At 35.1% G+C, this 23266-nt stretch carries 17 protein-coding genes, 1 tRNA gene and 3 pseudogenes; 7 read left to right on the forward strand and 14 right to left on the reverse strand.

Features of this window, described 5'->3' with window-relative positions; genetic code table 11:
- Window positions 1-12: 12 nt before the first annotated feature.
- On the reverse strand, window positions 13-2985 hold the full coding sequence (locus ON07_RS05590; protein WP_010228886.1) for a SusC/RagA family TonB-linked outer membrane protein: 2973 nt from the start codon (window positions 2983-2985) through the stop codon (window positions 13-15).
- A 24-nt stretch (window positions 2986-3009) separates the two neighbouring features.
- The gene (gene nagB / locus ON07_RS05595; RefSeq protein ID WP_010228888.1) at window positions 3010-4956 is read right to left on the reverse strand and encodes a glucosamine-6-phosphate deaminase; all 1947 of its coding nucleotides are present in this window, start codon (window positions 4954-4956) and stop codon (window positions 3010-3012) included.
- A gap of 604 nt (window positions 4957-5560) precedes the next feature.
- Here nagB and ON07_RS05600 point away from each other — a divergent pair.
- Both ON07_RS05600 and ON07_RS05605 read left to right on the forward strand, forming a co-directional pair.
- Window positions 5561-6379 carry an alpha/beta fold hydrolase gene (locus ON07_RS05600; protein WP_010228890.1) on the forward strand — a complete coding sequence of 273 codons (819 nt, stop codon included), beginning with the start codon at window positions 5561-5563 and terminating at the stop codon, window positions 6377-6379.
- Window positions 6379-8367 carry a response regulator gene (locus tag ON07_RS05605; RefSeq protein WP_010228892.1) on the forward strand — a complete coding sequence of 663 codons (1989 nt, stop codon included), beginning with the start codon at window positions 6379-6381 and terminating at the stop codon, window positions 8365-8367. The genes ON07_RS05600 and ON07_RS05605 overlap by 1 nt, the downstream gene beginning before the upstream one ends.
- Before the next feature lie 126 nt (window positions 8368-8493).
- On the opposite strand, the gene ON07_RS05610 is transcribed toward ON07_RS05605, so the two are convergent.
- From ON07_RS05610 to ON07_RS05640, 7 genes and pseudogenes are all read right to left on the reverse strand, one after another.
- Window positions 8494-8567: transfer RNA gene (locus ON07_RS05610), tRNA-Arg, on the reverse strand.
- A 130-nt stretch (window positions 8568-8697) separates the two neighbouring features.
- Window positions 8698-9534, reverse strand: a complete 837-nt coding sequence (locus ON07_RS05615; protein ID WP_010228894.1) for a M57 family metalloprotease — start codon at window positions 9532-9534, stop codon at window positions 8698-8700.
- 134 nt (window positions 9535-9668) lie between these two features.
- A complete protein-coding gene (locus tag ON07_RS05620; protein ID WP_010228896.1) occupies window positions 9669-9947 on the reverse strand; it encodes an ATP-dependent Clp protease adaptor ClpS in 279 nt (92 codons plus the stop codon).
- A 53-nt stretch (window positions 9948-10000) separates the two neighbouring features.
- Window positions 10001-10834: a 50S ribosomal protein L11 methyltransferase gene (gene prmA, locus ON07_RS05625; protein WP_010228897.1), complete on the reverse strand. Its 834-nt coding sequence runs from the start codon at window positions 10832-10834 to the stop codon at window positions 10001-10003.
- Window positions 10834-11590, reverse strand: a pseudogene (gene tpiA / locus ON07_RS14645) (triose-phosphate isomerase). The gene prmA and the pseudogene tpiA overlap by 1 nt, the downstream one beginning before the upstream one ends.
- Before the next feature lie 17 nt (window positions 11591-11607).
- Window positions 11608-12702, reverse strand: coding sequence for a BT_3928 family protein (locus ON07_RS05635; protein WP_010228898.1), 1095 nt, complete (start codon window positions 12700-12702; stop codon window positions 11608-11610).
- A 14-nt stretch (window positions 12703-12716) separates the two neighbouring features.
- Window positions 12717-13262 carry a DUF1599 domain-containing protein gene (locus ON07_RS05640; RefSeq protein ID WP_010228899.1) on the reverse strand — a complete coding sequence of 182 codons (546 nt, stop codon included), beginning with the start codon at window positions 13260-13262 and terminating at the stop codon, window positions 12717-12719.
- Window positions 13263-13359: 97 nt separating this feature from the next.
- Between ON07_RS05640 and folP the strand changes: the two genes are divergently transcribed.
- Both folP and ON07_RS05650 read left to right on the forward strand, forming a co-directional pair.
- Window positions 13360-14184, forward strand: coding sequence for a dihydropteroate synthase (folP, locus tag ON07_RS05645; RefSeq protein WP_010228900.1), 825 nt, complete (start codon window positions 13360-13362; stop codon window positions 14182-14184).
- Window positions 14185-14214: 30 nt separating this feature from the next.
- Entirely contained in the window at window positions 14215-14988 is a 774-nt protein-coding gene (locus tag ON07_RS05650) for a diadenylate cyclase (RefSeq protein WP_010228901.1), read from the forward strand.
- A 109-nt stretch (window positions 14989-15097) separates the two neighbouring features.
- Here the strand turns inward: ON07_RS05650 and ON07_RS14650 are convergent.
- Both ON07_RS14650 and truA read right to left on the reverse strand, forming a co-directional pair.
- A pseudogene (locus tag ON07_RS14650) lies at window positions 15098-16868 on the reverse strand (ABC transporter ATP-binding protein).
- On the reverse strand, window positions 16869-17576 hold the full coding sequence (truA, locus tag ON07_RS14655) for a tRNA pseudouridine(38-40) synthase TruA (RefSeq protein WP_081483372.1): 708 nt from the start codon (window positions 17574-17576) through the stop codon (window positions 16869-16871).
- Window positions 17577-17723: 147 nt separating this feature from the next.
- Here truA and ON07_RS05665 point away from each other — a divergent pair, with 147 nt between their 5' ends.
- Window positions 17724-18215 (forward strand): metallophosphoesterase family protein, encoded by a 492-nt coding sequence (locus ON07_RS05665; protein ID WP_010228903.1) that lies wholly within the window; start codon window positions 17724-17726, stop codon window positions 18213-18215.
- Between the two features lie 244 nt (window positions 18216-18459).
- Here ON07_RS05665 and ON07_RS14660 read toward each other — a convergent pair.
- Window positions 18460-18871 (reverse strand): annotated as a pseudogene (locus ON07_RS14660) (DUF4293 domain-containing protein).
- A gap of 186 nt (window positions 18872-19057) precedes the next feature.
- Between ON07_RS14660 and rho the strand changes: the two are divergent.
- Window positions 19058-20794, forward strand: coding sequence for a transcription termination factor Rho (rho, locus tag ON07_RS05675; protein ID WP_010228904.1), 1737 nt, complete (start codon window positions 19058-19060; stop codon window positions 20792-20794).
- A gap of 255 nt (window positions 20795-21049) precedes the next feature.
- On the opposite strand, the gene gldC is transcribed toward rho, so the two are convergent.
- Window positions 21050-21385 (reverse strand): gliding motility protein GldC, encoded by a 336-nt coding sequence (gene gldC, locus ON07_RS05680; RefSeq protein WP_010228905.1) that lies wholly within the window; start codon window positions 21383-21385, stop codon window positions 21050-21052.
- Window positions 21385-22344, reverse strand: coding sequence for a gliding motility lipoprotein GldB (gene gldB / locus ON07_RS05685; protein ID WP_010228906.1), 960 nt, complete (start codon window positions 22342-22344; stop codon window positions 21385-21387). The genes gldC and gldB overlap by 1 nt, the downstream gene beginning before the upstream one ends.
- Window positions 22345-22448: 104 nt before the next feature.
- Here gldB and nadE point away from each other — a divergent pair, with 104 nt between their 5' ends.
- Window positions 22449-23240, forward strand: coding sequence for an NAD(+) synthase (gene nadE, locus ON07_RS05690; protein WP_010228907.1), 792 nt, complete (start codon window positions 22449-22451; stop codon window positions 23238-23240).
- Window positions 23241-23266 lie beyond the last annotated feature (26 nt).

Consider the following 23266-nt stretch of genomic DNA (forward strand, 5'->3'; position numbering starts at 1 on the left):
ATATCTTTTAAATTAAAAGCTCACGTTTATTCCAAATTGATATGTTCTAGGGATAGGAACTGCAGCAAAATCGAATCCTCTAACATTCCCTTGTCCACCAGTATTAATTTCTGGATCCCAACCGCTATAGTCATCCCAAGAAATAAGATTTCTACCAACAAGATTAAATTTAATTTTATCTATATACTTAAAAGGTTCGCTAATGGTATAGCCTAAAGAAACTTCTCTTAATTTCACGAATGAGCCATCTTCAATAAACTCTTCAAAAATACCGGCTTGGGCTCCACCAAATCCTTTAAGCCTATTTCCTAATAATTCTTCCCCGACATTAGATCCACCTCCAAATATTACATTATCTAGTAATCGTCGATTCCAATTAAAAACATCGAATCCTTGAACCGCATCAAATTGAATTCTAAAATCAAAGTTTTTATATGTGAACTCATTAATTATAGAGCCATACCAATCTGGATTTGGATCTCCTATAACTTTGGAAGAAGAACCGTCTAGATTTGTCCCTCTTACTGGATACCCTGCATCATCTAAAACTATATTTCCATTCTCATCCCTTTCATAGAATTGTCTAAAAAACACCCCTAAGGATTCTCCTTCTATTACAAAATTTGTAGAAAAACTTCCTGCCAAAGCAAATTGCTGTCCCGCAACATTGGTGATTTCATTATTATTACTTGTATAGGTAGTAACTACATCCCAATTGAAATCTTCTAATCTAATAGGATTTGCTCTTATTAAAACTTCCACACCTGTGTTTTCTAGCGTTCCCACACTTTCAAATCGAGATACAAATCCTGCAGATGGGGCTAATTCCCTATTCAATAGTAGATCTGATACTTTTTGTTTGTAATAAGTAAATTCCACACCTACCCTCCCATCAAATAATCCAGCATCAAAACCAATTTCAGTTTCAGATTGTTTTTCCGGAGAGGCATTTATATTCCCCAGCTGTGTTCCTAAAAGCAGACTATTTTGACCATTTATGGAGCTAGGTGTAAAATTGGTAAATCTGCTAAAAGCCGGCAGTGCACTTAGCCCACCAGATTGCCCCCATGCAGCTCTAAATTTTAGAGTATTTATTTTTTCGCCTATTCCATTCTGCCAAAATTCCTCTTCAGAAATAATATAGGAAATACCTGCTTTTGCGTAAAGTTGATTTCTTTCATCTTTCGCAAATACCGAGGAACCATCAGTTCTAAGTGCTCCATTGATGTAAAGTTTATTTTTAAATCCAAAAGATTGTTGAATAAATCCTCCCCATAATGAAAAAGGAATTCGGCTCTCTCCTTGTTCTAAAATACTTCCTGATGTTGCAGTTTCTACTATTGGAGGCAAACCTGTAGCTTGAATAGCAATAGTTTCAATTTCTTGAAATTGGTAAGTTCCTCCTAGCGTTGTAGTAGACTCTAAATCTTCAGTAATAAAAAATTTATAACTTAAATTAAGATCACTATTATATTGGAAATTATTTCTATCTGCCCGTCTTGCAAAACCATCTCCATTTGGTGAAGTATTATTTACAGGAATAAATGCTGTGGCAGATTGATTATAATAATCTAAACCAAAAACATAAGAAGCTTTAAGGTTCTCAGTGATTTTTGCATCCAGCTTAAAGCTAGTTATAAACCGATTGGTCTTATTTCCAAAATCAAACCTTTCCACAGCTTCTGCGGGATTTGTCCTTGGTACCAAAAGTGATGTAACGGGATAAACACCAGATTCATCTGGTGCGGGATTGATAGAATTATCACTAAATACAAAACCTGTAATTGCACCATAAGCGGCATTAATACCTCCGTTGGGAACATCTTTACTTGTACTTCTGGAATAATTAAAATCCCCTGTAATCGTTAACCAATCGAAGGCGTTTTGAACAATATTTGTTTTAAAATTAATCCGTTTAAAGTCGGTGTTTTTTATAATACCTTCATTATCCAACTGGGAAGCCGAAATGTAATATCTAGTATTCTCCCCACCACCACTTACCGAAAGGAAATTTTCTACACCAAATCCTGTTTGAAAAATTTCATCCTGAAGATCAAATCTTTGTACCTGAATAGTTTCTAAATTGGACCTATCAAAAGGATCTACCCAGGCTAATGGCACCTTATTATAATCTATTTTTTTTCGTAATGAGCTCGATCTCACATTCGTTGTAAATGAAAATTGAGGCTCTCCAATTTTTCCTTTTTTAGTAAAGATCTGTACCACACCATTATTTGCTCTTGAACCATAAATAGCTGATGCAGCAGCCCCTTTTATCACCTCTATTCGGGCTATATCTTCGGGATTTAAATCTGCTAATCGGTTTTGCGAATTACCTCCAACATCTACCAATTCATTACTAGCATTATTTAAGATTACACCATCTAGAATATAAAGCGGCTGATTTCCTCCTAAACTACTCGCACCGCGCAACAACACTGAAATACCACCGGCAGGATCTCCAGAATTTTGCGTTACAAGAGCCCCGGTAATCTTACCTTGAAGGGCTTGATCTACTTGAACGGAAGCATTATTAGTTAAATTATCTGCATCAATGGTGGAAATATTGTTTCCCAATGCTCTTTTGTTGGTTCCAATTACGTTTCCTGTAACTACAACCTCATCCAAATTCAAAAGATCCTCTGTTAATCTAAAATTATTTGTTATCTGAGTATTATTTCCTAATTCAACATTTACTCTTTGTGTTTTATAACCAATAAAATTTGCCACCAAGGTGTATACACCTGGTGTCAGGGAAGCATTAAAATTGTAATTACCATCAAAATCTGTTGAAACTCCCCTGTTGGTGTTTTCAATATAAACAGATACACCAGACAGTGGAAGCCCACTTGTCGTATTTACTATATTTCCTGCAAAGACATAATCGTTTGTTTGACCAAATATCAATGTACTTTGCATTATGAATAAAGAAAGACCGAGCATTATTTTAAATAACACTGATCTAATTTTGAAAAATTTCTTCATAAATAAATATTTAGTTGGTTATTATTAAAATTGATATCTCACAAAGCCTTCGATAGCTTCATATTCCGGTAAACCTAATTGGTTATATCTTTCCGCTGTTTCTTTATTTCGTTGTTCTGCCCTTTGCCAAAATTCACGCTCATCTGTACCAGGAAACATGGCACGATCTTTTTGAGATTGGTGTTTAAAAATTGCTGTTCTTTTTCTTGATAAATCCTTTGGGCCAATAGGAACTGCCATTTCCATATCTGATATATCCCATTCTTGCCAAGCTCCCCTATACAGCCAGACATAAGTATCATTTATCCAAGATTTCTCGTCTTCGACTAATTTTTTAACGGTTTCCCTAATTATTTGAAGACAAACCCTATGAGTTCCATGGGGATCTGACAAATCTCCTGCTGCAAAAATCTGATGTGGTTTTATTTTATCTAAAAGATTATAAGTGATTTTTATATCCTCTGCGCTATAAGGTTTCTTTTTAACCGCACCTGTTTCGTAAAATGGTAAATTGAGAAAGTGCGCATTCTCCTCTTTAATACCACAGTAACGACAGGCAGAAAGCGCTTCTCCTTTTCTAATAAGTCCCTTAAATTTTTGGATTTCGGGTTGGTCTATATCTCCTGCGTTTTTATTTTTTAAAAAGTCCCTAACTCTAGCTGCTAATTCAGTTATTTCTTTGTGTGCCATTTTATCTTCGACAATTTCTTTGCTGAAATCAAGAAAACGAATCACTTCATCATCAAATACAGCTATATTGCCGGATGTTTGATAGGCAACATGCACTTCGTGACCTTGATCTACCAAACGCAATAAAGTACCCCCCATCGATATGACATCATCATCGGGATGCGGACTGAAGATTAAGGACTTTTTCGGAAATGGTGTAACTCGCTCAGGGCGGTTACTATCTTCTGCATTGGGTTTTCCTCCAGGCCACCCCGTGATGGTCTTTTGTAATTGATTGAATACCATCAAATTAATTGCCTCGGCAGAACCAATTTCTGTTACCATATTTCCCATACCAAATTCGCTATAATCTTCATTCGTGAGCTTTAGAACAGCTTTTTTCACCTTTCCTGAAAGCCAAATGGCCGCCCTTTTAATTAGTTGTTCATCCCAATCACACTCCGATACCAACCAAGGAGTTTTTATCCTAGTAAGTTCAGAAGCCGCAGCGATGTCTAATATAATTTCACAGTTTTTATGATTTTGTAGAAAGGTAGCAGGCACAGATTCTTTAACCTTGCCTTCTACAGCTTCCTTTATTACATCTGCCTTACCTTCTCCCCAAGCCACTAGAAAAATTTTCTTCGCAGATAGAATAGTTCCAATACCCATAGTTATAGCCCTGGTAGGCACATTTTCTTCCCCAAAAAAGTCACTAGCAGCATCCAAAATAGTTACCTTATCCAAGCTTATTAATCTTGTAATACTATTAATTGAAGAACCGGGTTCATTAAAACCTACATGTCCTGAACGTCCTATTCCAAGAATTTGAATATCAATCCCTCCATGTTTTTTTATTAAATCTTCATAATTGGAACAGAATTTTTTGACTTTATCTTTTGGAAGTAATCCATTAGGGATGTGAATATTCTCTTTCTTAATATTTACATGATTGAACAAATGTTCGTTCATAAATCTCACATAACTTTGCAAAGATTCTGGAGCCATAGGATAATATTCATCTAAGTTAAATGATATTACATTTTCAAAGCTTAATCCCTCCTCCCTGTGAAATTGTACTAAAAAATCATATATTTTAGTAGGACTAGAACCAGTTGCTAAACCTAGCACCGCGTACTTACCATTTGAGGCTTTATCCTTTATTAACTTTTCTATTTGCCGAGCGACATAGTAGGATGCATTATTGGAATTATCATATATATAAGTATTAATTTTTTCAAATATCCTCGCATCTGAATCAAGTGATTTTTCAACGATATTATTTTGAAATTTAATAGCCATAGAAATACCATTAATATCATTAAAGTCCTGAACACTAATGTAGTAAAATAAATTGACACGTAATTTTGTGCTATTTTTATTACAAGTTTTACGATAAATCTAAAAGCATCTTATTGTTGTTATTTAATAAAATGATCTCCTTATGCAAAATTGAAAATGTCAAGAGAATAAGATATTTAGACTTTGAATATGGATTATCTCAGCTTGACTAGGAGGTAGTTCAATTGAGGAGTACAACGATAGATTCTTCTAAAGAAACTATATACTTACAATTTCAAGATAATTAATTCTAGATTGATTAAAACACATTATTAGTGCAAGCTACCCATGAAAAACAATAAGGTTACTTGATCCATGCTTACTGGTAAGGGCAGATCAGGAATATTTTTTTTCTGAATGATCCTCTCCAATAATTGATCTCAAATTTCAATTCATTTAGATATAACTTCTGAAATATTTTTGGCTAATTAAAATTGTATTCTCTTCTAAACGTGAGTGTTATAATTTATGGTTATATTTAATTCATTATAAATAGGTAAAATTATTATTTGCATTAACAACCAACCCGGATTTGATTAAATTTACCCGGAAAAAAAAACACATAATGAGTACTCCTAAAAACGTTTCAGTACTTCAGAGAAATAATGTCAAGATACTTGGCAATGGAACTCAGCCTATGTTGTTTGCTCACGGTTATGGTTGCGACCAGCATATGTGGCGCTTTGTGTATCCGGAATTTGAAAAAGATTATAAGGTCATTCTTTTTGATCATGTGGGAGCCGGACATTCCGATCATAATTCATATTCCAGAGAAAAGTATGATGAACTTTTAGGATATGCAGAAGACATCATCGATATCTGCGAGGAGTTAGACTTAAAAGATGTAATTCTTGTTGCTCACTCTGTAAGCTGCATGATAGCTGCTATAGCTACAAGCTTGAAGCCTTCTAGATTTTCGAAATTGATTATGATAGGCCCTTCAGCAAGATATATTAATGATGAAAACTATGTGGGTGGATTTAATAGAGAAGACATAGACGACCTGATGGAAGCTCTAGACAGTAACTATTTGGGATGGTCTGCTAATATGGCTCCTGCTATCATGGGAAATCCGGATAGACCGGAATTGGGTGAAGAATTATCCAATAGTTTTTGCCGAACCAATCCAGAGATCGCCAAACACTTCGCAAAGGTTACTTTTATGTCTGATAATCGTAAAGATTTGAAAAAAGTATCTGTACCAACCTTGGTATTGCAGTGCTCTCAAGATATAATCGCACCGGTAGAAGTGGGCCGATATGTACACGAAAATCTTCAGAATTCTGAATTTCAAATTTTAAATGCCACAGGACATTGCCCTAATCTTAGTGCTCCGGAAGAAACTACCCTAGCAATCAAAAAATATCTGGCAAGTACAAATTAATGAGCATCGCAGATAAAGAAAATAACCCGAGAGGTAAAATTATTGAAACTGCAGAGGAATTGTATGAAAATGCCCCCTGCGGCTATGTTTCATTTTTGTCGGATGGAACAATTTATAATATAAACAGTACGCTACTTTCCTGGCTCAATTTCAGCAAAGAGGAAGTGATCTATCTAAAAAGAATTCCAGATCTCTTTAAAATTGGTGGGCAAATTTTTTTCGAAACCCATTTTTTTCCTTTAATCCGTATGCAAGGATTTATTCAGGAAATCAATTTTGATATTGTTAGAAAAGACCGTTCATTTTTCCCCGGACTTATTAATGTAAAAGAGATTTCCGCAAAGGGTAAAAATCCGCTGACTTATAGAGCTACCATATTTGATATTACGGACCGTAAGAAATATGAGAAGGAACTAATTGCAGCTAAAAAGAAAGCAGAGGAAGATTCTAATACAAAGGCAGAATTCTTGTCTACCATTAGTCATGAAATAAGAACTCCGCTTCACGCGATCTTGGGAATTGGTAATCTTTTAAACAAAACTCATCTCAACGACGATCAAAAGGAATATGCACGAATCTTATTACATTCTTCTGAAAATCTTTTAGAACTGGTAAATAATTTATTAGATCTTAGTAAAATTGAAGCGCAAAAGGTGAAATTAGAAAAACGCACATTTAACCTTAGCAATATGGTTGAGATGCTCCAGCAAACCTTTAAAACAAAAGCCGAAGAAAAGGATATAAGCTTGCAAGTAACATTAGGTGAAAATGTACCCCAAGAATTATCAGGGGATCCCGTAAAGCTATCGCAAATTCTTACTAATCTAATTGGGAATGCCATTAAATTTACCAAAAAGGGTTCTGTAAAACTTATAGTTGAAAATTTAGAAACGCTTAAGACCAAATCCTTGTTGAGATTTAAGATTTTAGACACCGGAATTGGAATTCCAAAAAATAAATTGAACGCCATATTTCAGGAATTTTCTCAGGCTAGTTACGACATTAACATGGAATATGGTGGAACTGGACTAGGTCTCACCATTAGCCAGAAGTTACTTCAATTGCATAAGTCTGAAATGAAAGTGCAAAGTAGTAAAGGTAAAGGCTCAGAATTTAGTTTTGACATCTGGTATAAGGTCATTAAAAATCATGCTCCTCCAAAGGATAAATCAATAAGCATAGAGGATCGAAAAATGTTTAAATCTTCCAATGTTCTTATAGTGGATGACAATCCTACAAACATTTATATCACCGAACAATTTTTGAATGAGTGGAAATTGAAAAATGAATCGGCAGAGAGCGGTCTCCAAGCCATTGAAATGATAAAGCAAAAACACTTTGATCTCGTACTGCTAGATTTACATATGCCAAGAATGAATGGGTATAAGACTGCAAAGAAAATTCGCGCCTTAAAACTTGAAAAACCGCCTGTAATAATTGCCTTATCAGCATCAGATAGAGGAGAGATCAATTATAAGCTTAGAAAGGCAGGAATGAGCGATCACGTTTCAAAACCTTTCAAGCCGGAAAAACTTTTGGAAACACTAGTATACTATTTACAAAACCCAGCTCATCAGAAAATTAAAAAATCTTCTAAGATGGATGTGGCGGAGAAGGAAGAGAAAAAAAATAAAAAAGAGATAGCTTCTAATAAAAAAGAACAAAAACTTAAAGAAGATCAAAAGCCCTCTTTCGATGTCTCTAAATTTGTAAAAATGGCGAATAGCAATTCCCTTTACTTAGATAAATTTATAAAAAGCACTTTAGATGCTTTTATATTATATGAACATGAGTTTCTAGATGCTATAAAAGCAAATAGTGAAGAAATGATTGAGGATCTTATCCATAAAAGTACTATGTCTATATTTTATATTCAGGCAAATAATCTTAAAGAAATGATGGAAGAAACCAAATCCACTATTGCCAAAAAAGGGAATAAACCCGGACCTCTTCAAAAAAAAATCGAAAGAATGTGCCGCAGAATTTAAAAAAATCATTGAAGGATTAAAAAAATTAAAAGCAAGTGAAATTCTGGCTTCTTAAGGCAGCTACTAATTATAAAACCATATAAATAAAAAAAAAACCCACCTATCGGTGAGCTTTTTGTTTTTAAGTGACCTCGCCAGGATTCAAACCTGGAACCTCTTGAGCCGTAATCAAGTGCGCTATTCAGTTGCGCCACGAGGCCTTTTTGCGGGTGCAAATATATGTTTTATTTTAAAATTAGAGAAAAATTCCAGATCTTTTTTGAATAAAAAAAAGTGAGCGTTGGGGACGCTCACTTAAAATTTCGAAACACCTTACGGTTTGGTTAAGTTTTAGTATAAATATTCTAATGCGGTAATATCGTTGGCATTAAATTCTCCATCTTCATTCGCTCCAAAACAAGCTAACATAACAGAGGTGGAATCATACCCTGTTGGGGTTCCCGGAATATGTACAGCACCATCAGATCCTGCAGCTTCTCCAGATTGCCCACAACTTTGACGGCTAAACCAATCTGTATGGCGCAATCCTAGTGAATGTCCAATCTCATGTGTCATTACATGCTCATTAGTATCTACACTGTACTGCTCCATTCCATTAAAAATTTGCACGTACTTGTATGGATTACCATTGCTAGGGAATCCTGCTACTCCACCTGCTTGTCCGTTTGTAGTTTGATACACTACGATGTCGTAAGGAGAATAGTTAGTTCCAAAGGTTAAGGTGAACGTAAGCCCAATATTAATTCTATTGTAGTTGTTAATAGCATATTGAAGCGCTGTTCTTTGCTTAGAAGTTAAAGCTTGAGAACCTCCAGTATATCCAATAACATTTATTGTTCTGTTATTACTTACCAAGTTGTTAGTACGATATTGCTTATCCTGAATATTACTAGTACTCATATTATTAAGCTGATTCGCATTTAATGCAATATCTCCTTCAACAATATAGGTTTTCTCAAAACTTCCATCTGGCAACATAATTTTTCCTACTTCTGCTCCTTTCGGATTAAAATGTAGGGCTGCAATTTTTTGAAGTACAGATTCTGGTACCTCAGAATTAATGTTTAAAGCTTCTTCTTCTGGCGATGTGGTTAACTCATCTTTTTCACAAGAAGTGAATAATAGTCCTGCTCCAGCAAGACATAAAAATAATTTGTTAATTTTCATAAGTAGGTTTTAGTTGTTATAAATATCAAGGTGTTTCGAAATCCTTAATTATTATGACATAAACTTATGAAAAATATAATTTATGTAGGAAATTTAATGCGATAAATATTGATAATCGAATGAAACTTTAACATTTAACCGGTTATTTCAGCACTTAATCCGGCTTCCAATAATTTCGAACATCTTGGTTTCAAATCATTATAAGGGCCGGTTTTCACCGTACATTTTCCTTTATAATGCACCAAAAGTGAACACTGTTCTGCTTGTTCCGGAGTGTGATCACAAGCACAAATAAGGGTTTCTATTACATGATCGAATGTGTTATATTCATCATTGAATAAAACGATCTCATAATTTTTATTCTTTTTTGTTACTGTTTTTCTTTTAACTAATACTTCTTCTTTCGTACTCATCTCCAAAGGGTTATCTGTTGATATTCAGCTGTAAAGATACTAATTCTTACAAATTATTCTCTTATAAAACTCAGGGCTGTCCAATTATCTTTAACCAATTTATTTTCAAATTTCAGCCCATTCCTATTGCAAACTTCCTCTATCACAGGGATATCTTCCGTATAAAATCCGCTTAAAAAAAGCTTACCACCACTAGAAAGACATTTGCTATAAGTTGGGATATCTTCTACTAAAATATTCCTGTTAATATTAGCAATTACCACATTATAGAGTTTTCCCTCTAATAAATCCGCAGTGCCTTCGTAAACAGAAATATTCTTACAATTATTTCGCTCTACATTTTCCAGCGTATTTAAATAACACCAATTATCTATATCTATTGCATCCAAAGAGGTTGCTCCTTTCATTTCGGCAAGAATTGCTAAAACTCCGGTGCCGCAACCCATATCCAAAACCGATTTTCCAGCCCATTCATTGTTAAGGATATGCTGAAGCATCATATGCGTTGTAGCATGATGTCCCGTTCCAAAGGACATTTTTGGTTCTATAACAATATCATACTCGGTATCCGGCTTTTCGTGGAAGGGTGCTCTTACCGAACATTTATCGGCTACCACAATTGGATTGAAGTTCTTCTCCCACTCACTATTCCAATTTACTTGCTCGATCTCTTTTGAAGTAAAACTTATCTCAAATTCATCGGAATTTAAGATTTGTATGTCTTCTAACATCCCTTCATTATACTCTTCAGATTTAATATAAGCTGTAATTCCGTCTTCATTTTCAACAAAACTTTCAAAGCCCGCATCACCCAATTCAGCGATCAAAATCTCAGAGCCTGGTTGTAGCGGACTTATTTCAAACTGAAATTCTAAATAATTAGCCATTACTTAAAAGAGCTTACAATAGTTAAAAAATCGATTGCATTTAAACTGGCTCCTCCAATAAGTCCACCATCCACATCTTCGTTCTCAAAAATTTCTGCTGCATTATTTGGTTTTACACTACCGCCATATAAAATAGATACATTTTGAGCGATCTCTTCCCCGAATTTATCGGACACTAAGCCTCTAACGTATTGATGCATTTCTTGTGCTTGTTCTGGAGATGCCGTTTCTCCGGTTCCAATAGCCCAAACCGGTTCGTATGCAAGAATGATGTTCTTCCAAGAATCTTTATTCACATGGAATAAGCCATTTTCCAATTGTTCTTTAACAACTTCAAAATGCTTATCGCCTTTTCTGTCTTTCAACTCTTCTCCAAAACAAAATATGATCTCTATATCATGTTCCAAAGCTGCATTTACTTTTTTTAGCTAGCAGCTCATCGGTTTCATGAAAAAGAGCCCTGCGTTCACTATGTCCTAAGATCACAGTGTTTACGCCAATACTCTTAAGCATTTTTGCTGAAACTTCCCCTGTAAATGCACCACTTTCCGCGAAATGCATATTTTGGGCAGCAACTTTTATCACAGTTCCTTTAAGAGACTGAAACGTATTATATAAATTCACGAAAGATGGTGCCACGTAAACTTCTGCCGTAGGCTCCTTTACCATTTGTAGCTTTAAATGTGAAATCAACTCTTGCGTTTCGGCAAGGTCGTTATTCATTTTCCAATTTCCTGCAACTATATTTCTTCTCATTTCTGTCTTTTTATGTTTTATAAATCTATTTCTGAGGCGTCTGCCCAGTGCTTTTTCTGGATTACTGTAGCATTTTTTAATGTAAGAATCCCCGGATTTGCTCGCACTATGGTCTTAAGAACTGTTTCGTCACTCTGATAAAAATCAAAATTCAAGCTAAATTTAGAAGTGATTTCTTCTTTAAGATCATCTCCTGAAGCAGTTAAACCTACCACCGTATATCCCTTTTTTAAAGCCTCTTCACTCAACTTTTTAATAATCGCAAAGCCTTCTCGTTCTGTTTTTCTTAAATCATAAGCAACGATTAGCAGTAATTTATCTTTGGCCAAGATCTCCTGAGTAATATTTTCACCATCTTTTAAAATTGAAAAATCCGGAATTCTAGGTTTAAATCCTTCAAAGATCAAAGTCGTTTCAACGCCTAAATAATCTCCTTCAACATTAGGGTATGCACCTGAATTTTTGATGATTACTTCTTCTCCATTCTTATTAAATTTCCACCAGTATTCATAAACCGCTTTTTCAGCATCCTCCGGAATTTTCATTTCTTCCAGCAAATTGTTCCCCACTTTATAAGCTCTAAAATCTATGGCCGGCAAGTGCATAAGCACGTAATATGCAAAAATAAAGCAGAGCATAAAGGATAAGAATATAATCCATCTATGAGACGCCGGAGCAAAAATTGGCGTAATTAGCTTTCTATTGAAGAATAGCAATACTATGAGTCCAAGCAACACTGCATCTTTATAAAAAGATTGCCACGGTGTAAGTGGCATAGCATCGCCAAAGCAGCCACAATCTTTCACCTTATCGAAATATGCCGAATAAAATGTAAGAAACGTGAAGAAAACAATCATTAGTAAGAGACTCCAAAGTGTGAATTTCGGGAGATATCCAATAAATAGCATAATCCCTAACACCAATTCAAAAACCACTAAAAAAATAGCGATCACCAATGCAAATGGAATCAAGATTTCCATATTTAGCACCTCTGCACTAAAATATTCCTGAAGTTTGAATGAAAAACCAATTGGGTCATTCAATTTTATAAAGCCGGAGATTATAAATAAAATACCGACAAAAATTCTGGCAACCCCAACTAATATTTTCATGTTATCGTAATTTTTTAAGCAGTAGCTTCTTCCATAAGAATCATAGCAAATACCGAATAATTAATCATATCCTGATAATTCGCATCGATGCCTTCACTAACCAGCGTTTTTCCTTTATTATCTTCAATTTGTTTAACCCTAAGTAATTTTTGAATAATAAGATCTGTTAAAGAACTCACTCGAATATCCCGCCAAGCTTCACCGTAATCGTGGTTCTTATTTTCCATTAATTGCTTGGTGAGATCAATCTTTTCATCATAAAGCCTCATTGCCTCCTCTACCGAAAGATCCGGTTGGGTGGCAATCCCTAATTCTAACTGAATTAGGGCCATTATAGAATAATTAATGATTCCTATAAACTCCGGTTTTTCATCTTCATCTACCTTTCTAACCTCGTTTTCCTGAAGACTTCTAATTCGTTGTGCTTTTATAAAAATTTGATCTGTTAAAGACGGAAGCCTTAAAATACGCCAGGCACAGCCGTAATCTTTCATTTTATTTACAAATAACTCGCGACAAGTATTAATTACCGCATCGTATTGTTTTGAGGTATCCTTCATAGAACTATTCTAATTTGCGTAAATTTCGGGCAAATAATTTAGATAGTCAAAGTTAATTTAGTCTCCACTTTTCAGAAGAACTAATATAAATTCCGCCATGACCATTAATTGTAAAGGTACTTTAATAGACTTAGCAAGCCCCAAAGTAATGGGAATCCTAAATACTACCCCGGACTCTTTTTATTCTGAAAGCCGAAAAACATCGCTTAAAACTTTGCTTACCACTGCTGAAAAAATGTTGGAAAAAGGAGCTACATTTCTTGATATTGGAGGATATAGCAGTCGCCCGGGTGCCGATGATTTTTCTGAAACCGAAGAAATAAATCGTGTAGTTCCAGCTATAGATGCAATCCTCAAGAATTTCCCGGAAAGCATTATTTCTATAGATACCTTTAGAAGTAATGTTGCCACTGAAGCCTTAAAAACCGGCGCGGCCATAATAAATGATATTTCTGCCGGAAACTTGGATGACGATATGTTAAAGGTGGTTGCAGAATTTCAAGTTCCCTATATTATGATGCATATGCGCGGAAATCCACAAACCATGAAAGATCTTAATGAGTATAAGGATCTCGCTCAAGAGATTATCTTTTATTTTTCTGAAAAGATAAGAGCTGCTAGAGACTTGGGAATACATGATATTATTGCTGATCCCGGATTTGGATTTTCTAAAAATATAGCACAGAATTTTGAATTATTGTCCAACCTTAAAAAGTTCGAGAGTTTGAATGTTCCAATCCTAGCCGGGTTATCAAGAAAATCGACTATTTATAAAACCTTAGATTGTTCGCCACAGGAAGCGCTTAATGGCACCACTGTTCTAAACACCATGGCAATTGCCAATGGCGCAAACATTTTGCGAGTACATGATGTAAGAGAAGCAATGGAAACCGTAAAATTAATGAGTCAGCTTACATTCTAATTTTCTATTTTTACACAAAGCCTTAAAAATTTGGATTTTTTAAACCTTCGCATTCTGGATATTGTAGATATTGTTTTTGTCGCAATATTACTTTACTATTTATACAAGCTTGTAAAAGGAACGGTGGCCGTAAATATTTTTATAGGTATTGTGATCGTTTACCTGATGTGGAAGCTCACAGAATTGCTTCAAATGGAGCTTTTAAGCAGTGTGCTTGGGGAATTCATTGGAGTGGGAATGTTCGCGCTAATCGTGGTTTTTCAGCAGGAAATACGAAAATTCTTATTGATGATTGGTTCTACCAATTTCACTCAGAGAAGGAAATTCTTCAGGCAGTTTAAATTTGTAAAAGATGACACTCAAATAAAAACAAATTTAAACGCGATCGTAAAAGCCTGCGAAAGCATGGCGAGATCTTATACCGGAGCCCTTATTGTGATTCAAAAAAGCACCAAACTGGATTTTATTAAAATTTCTGGAGATGCCATGAACATAGAGTTAAATCAGCCAATCATCGAGTCGGTATTTTTTAAAAATTCTCCACTTCATGATGGCGCGATGATTATTGAAGACAATAAAATTACAGCAACCAGAGTGATTTTACCCGTTTCTAACGACCGGTCTATCCCTTTGAGATTTGGACTAAGACATCGTGCAGCCGTTGGAATTACAGAAAAAACAGATGCCTTGGCATTGGTGGTGAGTGAAGAAAACGGACAAATCTCCTATTTAAAAGATGGTGAGTTTGTGATTTTTGAAAACACCACGGAGTTGCTGAATAAGTTAAAAGAAGATCTTACCTAATAGCTCTAGTAGCAAATTAAGGATCTCGAAGCAAACACGCGAAATTGGTATTAAAAAGTACTTTTTTTAAAATTCAAAAGAAGCTAGGGCTTCAAACCCTCAATGAGATTTAAATAGACTCCTCTTCCGCCATAAATTGTACTTCATATAAATTTTTATAGAAGCCATTTTCAACTTTCAGCAGTTGCTTGTGCGTACCCATTTCAACTATTTTCCCCGCATCCATCACCAATATTCTATCTGCTTTTTTAATGGTAGCCAATCTGTGCGCTATTACAATGGAGGTTCTGTTTGCCGTAATTTTATCTGTGGCATCTTGTATTAACTGCTCGCTGTAAGAATCTACCGAAGATGTTGCTTCATCCAACACCAAAATACTTGGATTCGATACATAGGCCCTTAAAAATGAAATTAATTGCCTTTGCCCAGAAGAAAGCATAACTCCGCGTTCTTTTACATTATAATGATAGCCATTAGGCAAAGAACTTATAAATTCGTGAATCCCAATTTCCTTTGCTGCTTTTATCACATCTTCTTCGTTAACTCTTGGGTTTTGTAGGGTAATGTTATTTAAAATAGTGTCAGCAAATAAAAATACATTTTGTAATACCACTGCAATTTCTGCACGCAAGGTTTTGAGTGTGATATCCTTAATATCTACACCGTCTACCATAATTCTTCCGGCATCGATCTCATAGAATCTATTCAGCAAATTGATCACCGTAGATTTCCCGGCTCCCGTAGCTCCAACAATTGCGATTGTTTCGCCAGGTTCTGCCTTAAAAGAAACACCTTTTAAAACTTCCTCGCCTTCATCATAACTAAAACGAACATTTTCAAATTCAATCTCACCTTTTAAATTAGATATCTCTTTACTTCCTGTATCCTGAATTACAGAATCTGTATCTAAAATGGCAAAAATCCTATTGGCTGCAACCATTCCCATTTGCAGGGTATTAAATTTATCTGCTATTTGACGAAGTGGTCTAAACAGCATTTGCGCCAATTCTATAAACATAATAATGATACCCAAACTCAACGTATCGTTATCTACAACTCGAACTCCCCCATACCAAACAATTAAACCAATAGTGATGGAAGTAGACATCTCTGCAATTGGAAAGAAAATAGAGTTATACCAAACCGTCTTAATCCATGCGCTTTTATGCTTATTATTTATATCCTTAAATTTCTGATATTCTACCTCTTCTCTGGTAAAAATCTGTACGATCTTCATCCCTGTGATACGTTCCTGAACAAATGTGTTTAAATTGGCTACCTGATTTCGAACATCTTCAAAAGCTATTTTCATTTTTTTTCTGAAAAACTCTCGTAGCGTACAAAATAAATGGTAAAACAATTAAAACCAATAGGGTGAGCTGCCAACTTTTATAGAACATAAATCCTAGAACCACCAGCATCTTTAATAAGTCACTGGCAATCATAAATAATCCCTCACTAAAAATACTTGCAATTGTCTCAATATCGCTAACCGCACGTGTCACCAGTCTTCCCACGGCAGATTTATCGTAATACTTCATTTTAAACTGAAGCATATGCTTAAATAAATTGACTCTTAAATCGCGAACCACTTCTTGGCCTAGCCAGTTGGCAAAATAAATAAAGCAGAATTGAAAGATCACCTCTAGAAATAATACTACCAGCATCATAGAGATGTAGAATACCAGATTATCGTTATCTTTTGGGATAATAGAATCGTCTATAGTTACCTGAAGTAAATAAGGCCTTAAAACCGCAAAAAAGGACAATAAGATCGCAGCCAAAGCCACGAAATAAAATGTCCATTTATACGGATTCGTATATTTTATAAGTCTTTTAAAAAGACCAAAGTCAAATGCGTTACCTGTAGCTGATGCCATTTATTTATTTAAAATAGATGTTGGATATTCAATTTTAGCTAGAAACAATGCTTTTGCCGGAACCGAGGTTCCTGCTTTTTGCCTGTCTCTGCTTTCTAATATTTCATGCAATCTGGAAACCGGGATCTTTCCTAATCCTATTTCCAATAAGGTTCCTACAATTGCTCTTACCATATTCCGTAAAAATCTATCTGCCGTGATTTTAAATATTAAAACGTCCTTTTCTTTTACCCATTGTGCGGAAATGATCTTGCAATTATAGGTGTGCACATCAGTTTTAGATTTCGAAAAACATTTAAAATCTTTGTAATCCAATAAGGTAGCTGCCGCCTCATTCATTTTAACTATATCCAACTCATTTTTCACATAATGAGCGGTTTCAAATTTAAATGGATTTTTATGTTGAACCACATAATATTCATAGCTTCTATCAGAGGCATTAAAGCGGGCATGTGCTTCGTCGCTAACTTCAATAAGATTATACACCGCAATATCATCGGGCAATAAGGAATTCAGCTTATAAATAAACTTATCTATATGCTTGATTTTTCTGCTATCGAAATGTGCATAATAGTTACTGGCATGAACCCCGGCATCTGTTCTTCCAGCCCCAACCAATGGGGTTTTCACCTGTAACGCGGTTAAAAGAACTTTTTCCAGAGTTTCTTGTACAGAAATAGCATTCGGCTGATATTGCCAACATGATATGCCTTTCCATTATAAGCTAGTTCAATAAAATATCTCAATCTAAATTGATACTTTTACGTGATTGCCTGCAAAGATACGGCAAACTTCGTAACCCTATTAAGGTTCATTAATCAGTTTTCAGAAAAACCAAAAATTAGAATTTAAGATTTGAAAAAGATTTTATTATTAAGCGATACCCATAGCCATATAGACGAACGTATTCTTCATTATGTAAAAGAAGCAGATGAGGTATGGCATGCGGGAGATATTGGAGATCCAAAAGTAACCGACCAGATTAAAGCACTAAAACCTTTGAGAGCAGTTTTTGGAAATATAGACGATCATGTAATCCGAAAAGAATTTCCATTGAATCAACGATTTTTATGTGAGGAGTTGGATGTGTGGATTACACATATTGGCGGTTATCCCGGAAGATATTCACCTGCCGTAAAAGAAGAAATCAAAAAAAATCCGCCGAAGTTATTTATTTGTGGGCATTCCCATATTTTAAAGGTGATGAATGATAAATCCCTTCAGTGCTTACATATGAATCCCGGTGCAGCGGGAAAATATGGATTTCACAAAAAGAGAACGATGCTAAGGTTTAAGGTTGAAGGAAAAAACATAAGCGATTTGGAAGTGATAGAATTGGAGAGTTGAAAATTTATTTTTAATTCTCTATTATTAATTTCCTATTGCTGTCTTCCTACTTATAAAAAAGCCTTTGCCCCTACACTATTGGTCGAATTGGTTCTGAAACTGCAGACGGCTTCAAATATGAAAATGAGGCATTATTTTTTATTTACTGAATATAAGTGCAAATACATATAATTTTAAGGCATAAAAAAACCCGAAGCTTTCACTTCGGGTTTTCTACGCACTAATAACACTAAGATAATAGGTTTTATCGTAACCGGTCTACAGATTTTACGAGATCTTCATCCTTTTTGATGGCTTTATTGGCCAAAACTAAAAAAACGATAGAAAGAACAGGAATAAACATCCCAATACCCTTCTCCGAGATTTCCATCTCTCCAGGTATACTTAGAGACCAATACACAAAAACTCCTAGCAAAAAAAAAGTTTAATAATATATTGATTCGCCCCAATACAAATTGAAGCTTTCTGTTTTTGAATAAAAATATGCTAATAAATGAAAGAACTGCAGAGCCTAAGAATAGACCCATTGCCACCAATACTTCTTCAACAAAAACGGATTCTCCCGCTTCATTGCTCCACAAAGAAACAAAAAATATTAAAACACCACTTATTAAAGTGGCGAGAAATAAATAAATAGTTTGAATGCGTTGTAACATGTTAAATCTTCTATTAAGTCAACAAAAATAAGTGTTTCTTTTTAGATACCGTATTCAAAAATTTAAAATAAAGTTGTATTATTGCAGTAAGAATATGTAACCAATTCAAAATAGGTTACTTAAGTCTCCAAAATTATTTTCGATTCTTCCTCGAGAAGTTTACAATAAACAAACACAATCTTATTCATGTTTGAAATTTCAGATTTAAAAGCTAAGAAGCTTCCTGAGCTTCAGGATATAGCCAAATCATTAAATGTCCCTAAATATAAAACGGTTAAAAAGCTCGATTTGGTGTACCAGATTCTGGACTATCAAGCAGCAAATCCAAATAAAGTGAAAGAGGCATTGAAAGATGAAAGTCCTGCCAAAGCGGAAAGCACAACTAGCAAGACAAGTAAAAGTCCTGCAAGGCCAAGAACCGAAAGCAAACCGGCTAAAAAAGTGAGTCCGAATCCTCGTAGCAAAGATACGGAAGCAAAACCCTCAGCAACATCTGATAAGACTGACGAAGCTAAACCTGCTTCTAAAGAAACTTCAAAAGAAAGAACTTCAGATAGAAAACCTAGACAAGAAAGATCAAATGATGCTCCAAAGCGTCCGGTTCATAAGAATCAGCCTGTGAAAAAGGATGATAAGCAAAGCTCTTCCAGAGATAATACAAGATCTCCAAGAGAACCTAGAAAAGATTCTAAGGACAATAGAAGTAATAGGTCTGATGGAAATAGATCTGATGGTAATAATTCCGGAAGCTCTAAGAATAATGGAAATCGAGATAGTAGAAACAGATATAGAGAACCGGATTACGAATTCGATGCGATTATAGAAAGTGAAGGCGTTCTGGATATCATGCAGGACAACTATGGTTTTCTAAGATCTTCAGATTACAATTACCTTTCTTCTCCAGATGATATTTATGTATCTCAATCTCAAATTAGATTATTTGGATTGAAAACAGGAGATACCGTTTTAGGACAAATTAGACCTCCAAAAGAAGGAGAAAAATATTTTCCACTTATAAAAATCAGCAAAATTAATGGGTTAGATCCACAAGTGGTTCGTGACCGTATTTCTTTTGAACATTTAACTCCTTTGTTTCCAAAGGAAAAATTCAACATTGCAGACAGACAGAGTACTATTTCTACTCGAATCATGGACCTGTTCTCTCCAATTGGAAAAGGACAACGTGGAATGATCGTTTCCCAGCCAAAAACGGGAAAAACAATGTTGCTTAAGGATATTGCAAATGCAATTGCAGCTAATCATCCGGAAGTGTATCAAATCATCCTTTTAATAGATGAACGTCCGGAAGAAGTTACAGATATGCAACGTAATGTAAAAGGTGAAGTTGTTGCTTCTACTTTTGACAGAGAAGCGCATGAGCATGTAAGAGTTGCCAACATCGTTTTAGAAAAAGCGAAGAGAATGGTAGAATGTGGGCATGACGTAGTGATTTTATTAGATTCCATCACACGTTTAGCCAGAGCTTACAACACAGTTCAACCTGCTAGTGGTAAGGTGTTGAGTGGTGGTGTAGATGCAAATGCATTGCATAAGCCAAAACGTTTCTTTGGTGCTGCCAGAAATATTGAAAATGGCGGTTCTCTTTCTATTATTGCTACTGCATTAACAGATACCGGTTCTAAAATGGATGAAGTTATTTTTGAAGAATTCAAAGGTACTGGAAACATGGAACTACAACTGGACAGAAAAATTGCCAACAGAAGAATTTTCCCGGCAATCGATCTTACTTCTTCAAGCACGCGTCGTGACGATTTACTTCTTGACGAAACTACTTTACAACGCATGTGGGTAATGAGAAAGTATCTTGCAGATATGAACCCTGTGGAAGCAATGGAATTCATAAATCAGCGTTTCAAGCAAACCAAAAACAACGAAGAGTTTTTAATCTCCATGAACGGATAGAGATTCTTTAAAATTATAAATAAAGCCCTTACTAATAATATAGTTGGGGCTTTTTTTATTAATGAGGTCAATAATTTTTAGCTTGCCGATAAAACAATAAATCAAACAGCAAGGTCATTCATTCTGAACTTGTTTCAGAATCTTCTATTGAGCGTAAATTATAGTTATATTGAGACCCTGAAATAAATTCAGGGTGACGAAAGGATTATTCTTTCTTAAAACGAATATGCTAAATATAGACCTCACCTTTAGCAATTACTGCTTCAACTCTAACTTTTCAGCAAAATAATCGCAGAAATCCTTCATGGTAGCAGTCATTTTTTCGTCTTGAGTTGCTCTATTAAAGGTGTCGCTCATCGCCACAAGTGTTTGATGAAAAAATTTCTTCATCTCATCTATCGGCATATCTTTAGTCCACAAATCTATTCGCAAGGTTTCTTGCTGCTTGCTATCCCACATAGATAACATCATCGCTTTTGCTTCCTCTTTATAAATTGCTCCATCGTCTGCACTCCAATATAATTCTTCCGGAACTTTATTTTCATCTAATACAACTTCTATATTGATCTCAGATTTCTTGAATTCTGCCATTATTTCTTTGGTTTGTAATTTGCTTTATTAAAAATTGTTTCTGAATTGGTTGTAAGCATTTCCTGAATACTCACATCATTTTTATCCATATACTGCTTAATCATTTGCCATCCAATAAATTGGCCTAATCTTGCAGGTGATTCTGCATCCAATTCCAAATAGAATTTAGAAAAAGGCGCAGGATAAAGAAATCTAGAATATAAGTCGGTATCTGTATCAAAGATTACTTCCCGCTCTACAAAATAACGCCACACTTCTTCCTCATTAGCAATTGCCCAATCCAATTCATCTTGAGTGTATCCTATTTTATCGTACTCACTAACATCGGGCAAAAGACGGTCTTTCAAATAAAGAATCTTCCCATAATACAACATATGCGCTAGAAAAGTTTTAGACTCCGGCTGCGGAACATACACCTCTGCGATCTCGTTAGCTATATCCGGAAGGATCTGATTTTTTTCAAAATTCTTTTTTAAATATTCCTGCAATCCTATATAAAATGGATGCTCTTTCCCCAAATAGGTGTCTAATGAAATAAATAAATAGTCCGGTGTTAAAAGCACCTTATTTCTATAATCTACTTCAGAAGTAATGGTTATTACATGTGGGATTTCAAAAGAAGGAAAATAATATTTAGTATGTTGAAAAAGGGCATAAATCCCATCTTCTTCAGCAGAAAAATCAATAAAAGCTTTTCCTACTTCTTCATTTAATTCTTGCTGAATGGTATCACTAGCCTTAGCAATCCACATACTATCTGTAAATCTTTCAGGAAATAAATAAGGATATTCTGATTTTAAAGCCTGTAAATTTCCTGAATTTACCGTAGCAAATTTCTTATCGAAGCGGGTTATTTTAAGATCTATAGCTATTTTTTCAATCTCTTTTTCTTCATTCGACTGCGAATCACAAGCAGCCAACAGAGCTATCAAAAAAAGCATACTTATTAATCTATACATGCACTATATTGTGAAGCCTTTAACGCAGGCGGTTTTTAATACTAATTTAAACTTGTTAAATTTGCTTGCAAAGGTATTACTTAGAATTCTAAACACCCAAATATATGCAAACTGAAAAGGTAGTAAATCACATTGTAGATTGGTTAAAAGACTATGCAACTGCAGCTAATATGAATGGATTTATTGTCGGGATAAGCGGTGGGATAGACTCAGCCGTTACTTCTGCCCTTTGCGCCAAAACCGGAATGCGCACATTATGTGTAGAAATGCCTATTCATCAAGCAATAACGCAAGTTAGCAGGGCTCAGAATCATATTGCTTACTTAAAAGATCATTTTGCAAATGTTACAAATCTGGTTGTAGACCTCACACCGGTTTTCGAGCAATTCAGAGAAGTAGTTCCTTTTGAAGGAGAAAATCCAAATATAGAATTATCGCTAGCTAATACCAGAGCGAGGTTACGTATGACTTCCTTGTATTATTTTGCCGGCTTGCATAAATATTTAGTAGCCGGGACCGGAAATAAGGTTGAAGATTTTGGTGTAGGATTTTACACCAAGTATGGCGATGGCGGAGTAGATTTGAGTCCGATTGCAGATTTAATGAAAAGTGAAGTTTATGAAATTGGAAAGTTCTTGAATGTAAGCGAAGAAATTTTAAACGCTGCTCCTACCGACGGATTATTTGGTGATAGCAGAAGTGACGAAGATCAGATTGGAGCGAGTTACGACGAACTAGAATGGGCGATGGAAATGGACCGACTTGGGATGAACGCCGAAGATTATTCGGGCAGAAAACAGGAAGTTTTCAATATCTTTAAAAGTAGAAATAAAGCGAACAAGCATAAAATGGTTCCTATACCAGTTTGCGAAATTCCCGTTAATCTTAAAAATTGATCTTTTTGTCGAGTATTTGAAATGTC

Source organism: Gillisia marina (assembly GCF_000258765.1).
Lineage (GTDB): Bacteria > Bacteroidota > Bacteroidia > Flavobacteriales > Flavobacteriaceae > Gillisia > Gillisia marina.

Bases quoted from the DNA above. Each gene is read 5' to 3' on its own strand.
- prmA (WP_010228897.1), bottom strand. From the start codon at position 10,834: ATGGCTAATTATTTAGAATTTCAGTTTGAAATAAGTCCGCTACAACCA.
- gldB (WP_010228906.1), bottom strand. From the start codon at position 22,344: ATGTATAGATTAATAAGTATGCTTTTTTTGATAGCTCTGTTGGCTGCT.
- rho (WP_010228904.1), top strand. From the start codon at position 19,058: ATGTTTGAAATTTCAGATTTAAAAGCTAAGAAGCTTCCTGAGCTTCAG.
- gldC (WP_010228905.1), bottom strand. From the start codon at position 21,385: ATGGCAGAATTCAAGAAATCTGAGATCAATATAGAAGTTGTATTAGAT.
- nadE (WP_010228907.1), top strand. From the start codon at position 22,449: ATGCAAACTGAAAAGGTAGTAAATCACATTGTAGATTGGTTAAAAGAC.
- nagB (WP_010228888.1), bottom strand. From the start codon at position 4,956: ATGGCTATTAAATTTCAAAATAATATCGTTGAAAAATCACTTGATTCA.
- folP (WP_010228900.1), top strand. From the start codon at position 13,360: ATGACCATTAATTGTAAAGGTACTTTAATAGACTTAGCAAGCCCCAAA.
- ON07_RS05590 (WP_010228886.1), bottom strand. From the start codon at position 2,985: ATGAAGAAATTTTTCAAAATTAGATCAGTGTTATTTAAAATAATGCTC.
- ON07_RS05635 (WP_010228898.1), bottom strand. From the start codon at position 12,702: ATGAAAATATTAGTTGGGGTTGCCAGAATTTTTGTCGGTATTTTATTT.
- ON07_RS05620 (WP_010228896.1), bottom strand. From the start codon at position 9,947: ATGAGTACGAAAGAAGAAGTATTAGTTAAAAGAAAAACAGTAACAAAA.
- ON07_RS05600 (WP_010228890.1), top strand. From the start codon at position 5,561: ATGAGTACTCCTAAAAACGTTTCAGTACTTCAGAGAAATAATGTCAAG.
- ON07_RS05615 (WP_010228894.1), bottom strand. From the start codon at position 9,534: ATGAAAATTAACAAATTATTTTTATGTCTTGCTGGAGCAGGACTATTA.
- ON07_RS05605 (WP_010228892.1), top strand. From the start codon at position 6,379: ATGAGCATCGCAGATAAAGAAAATAACCCGAGAGGTAAAATTATTGAA.
- ON07_RS05640 (WP_010228899.1), bottom strand. From the start codon at position 13,262: ATGAAGGATACCTCAAAACAATACGATGCGGTAATTAATACTTGTCGC.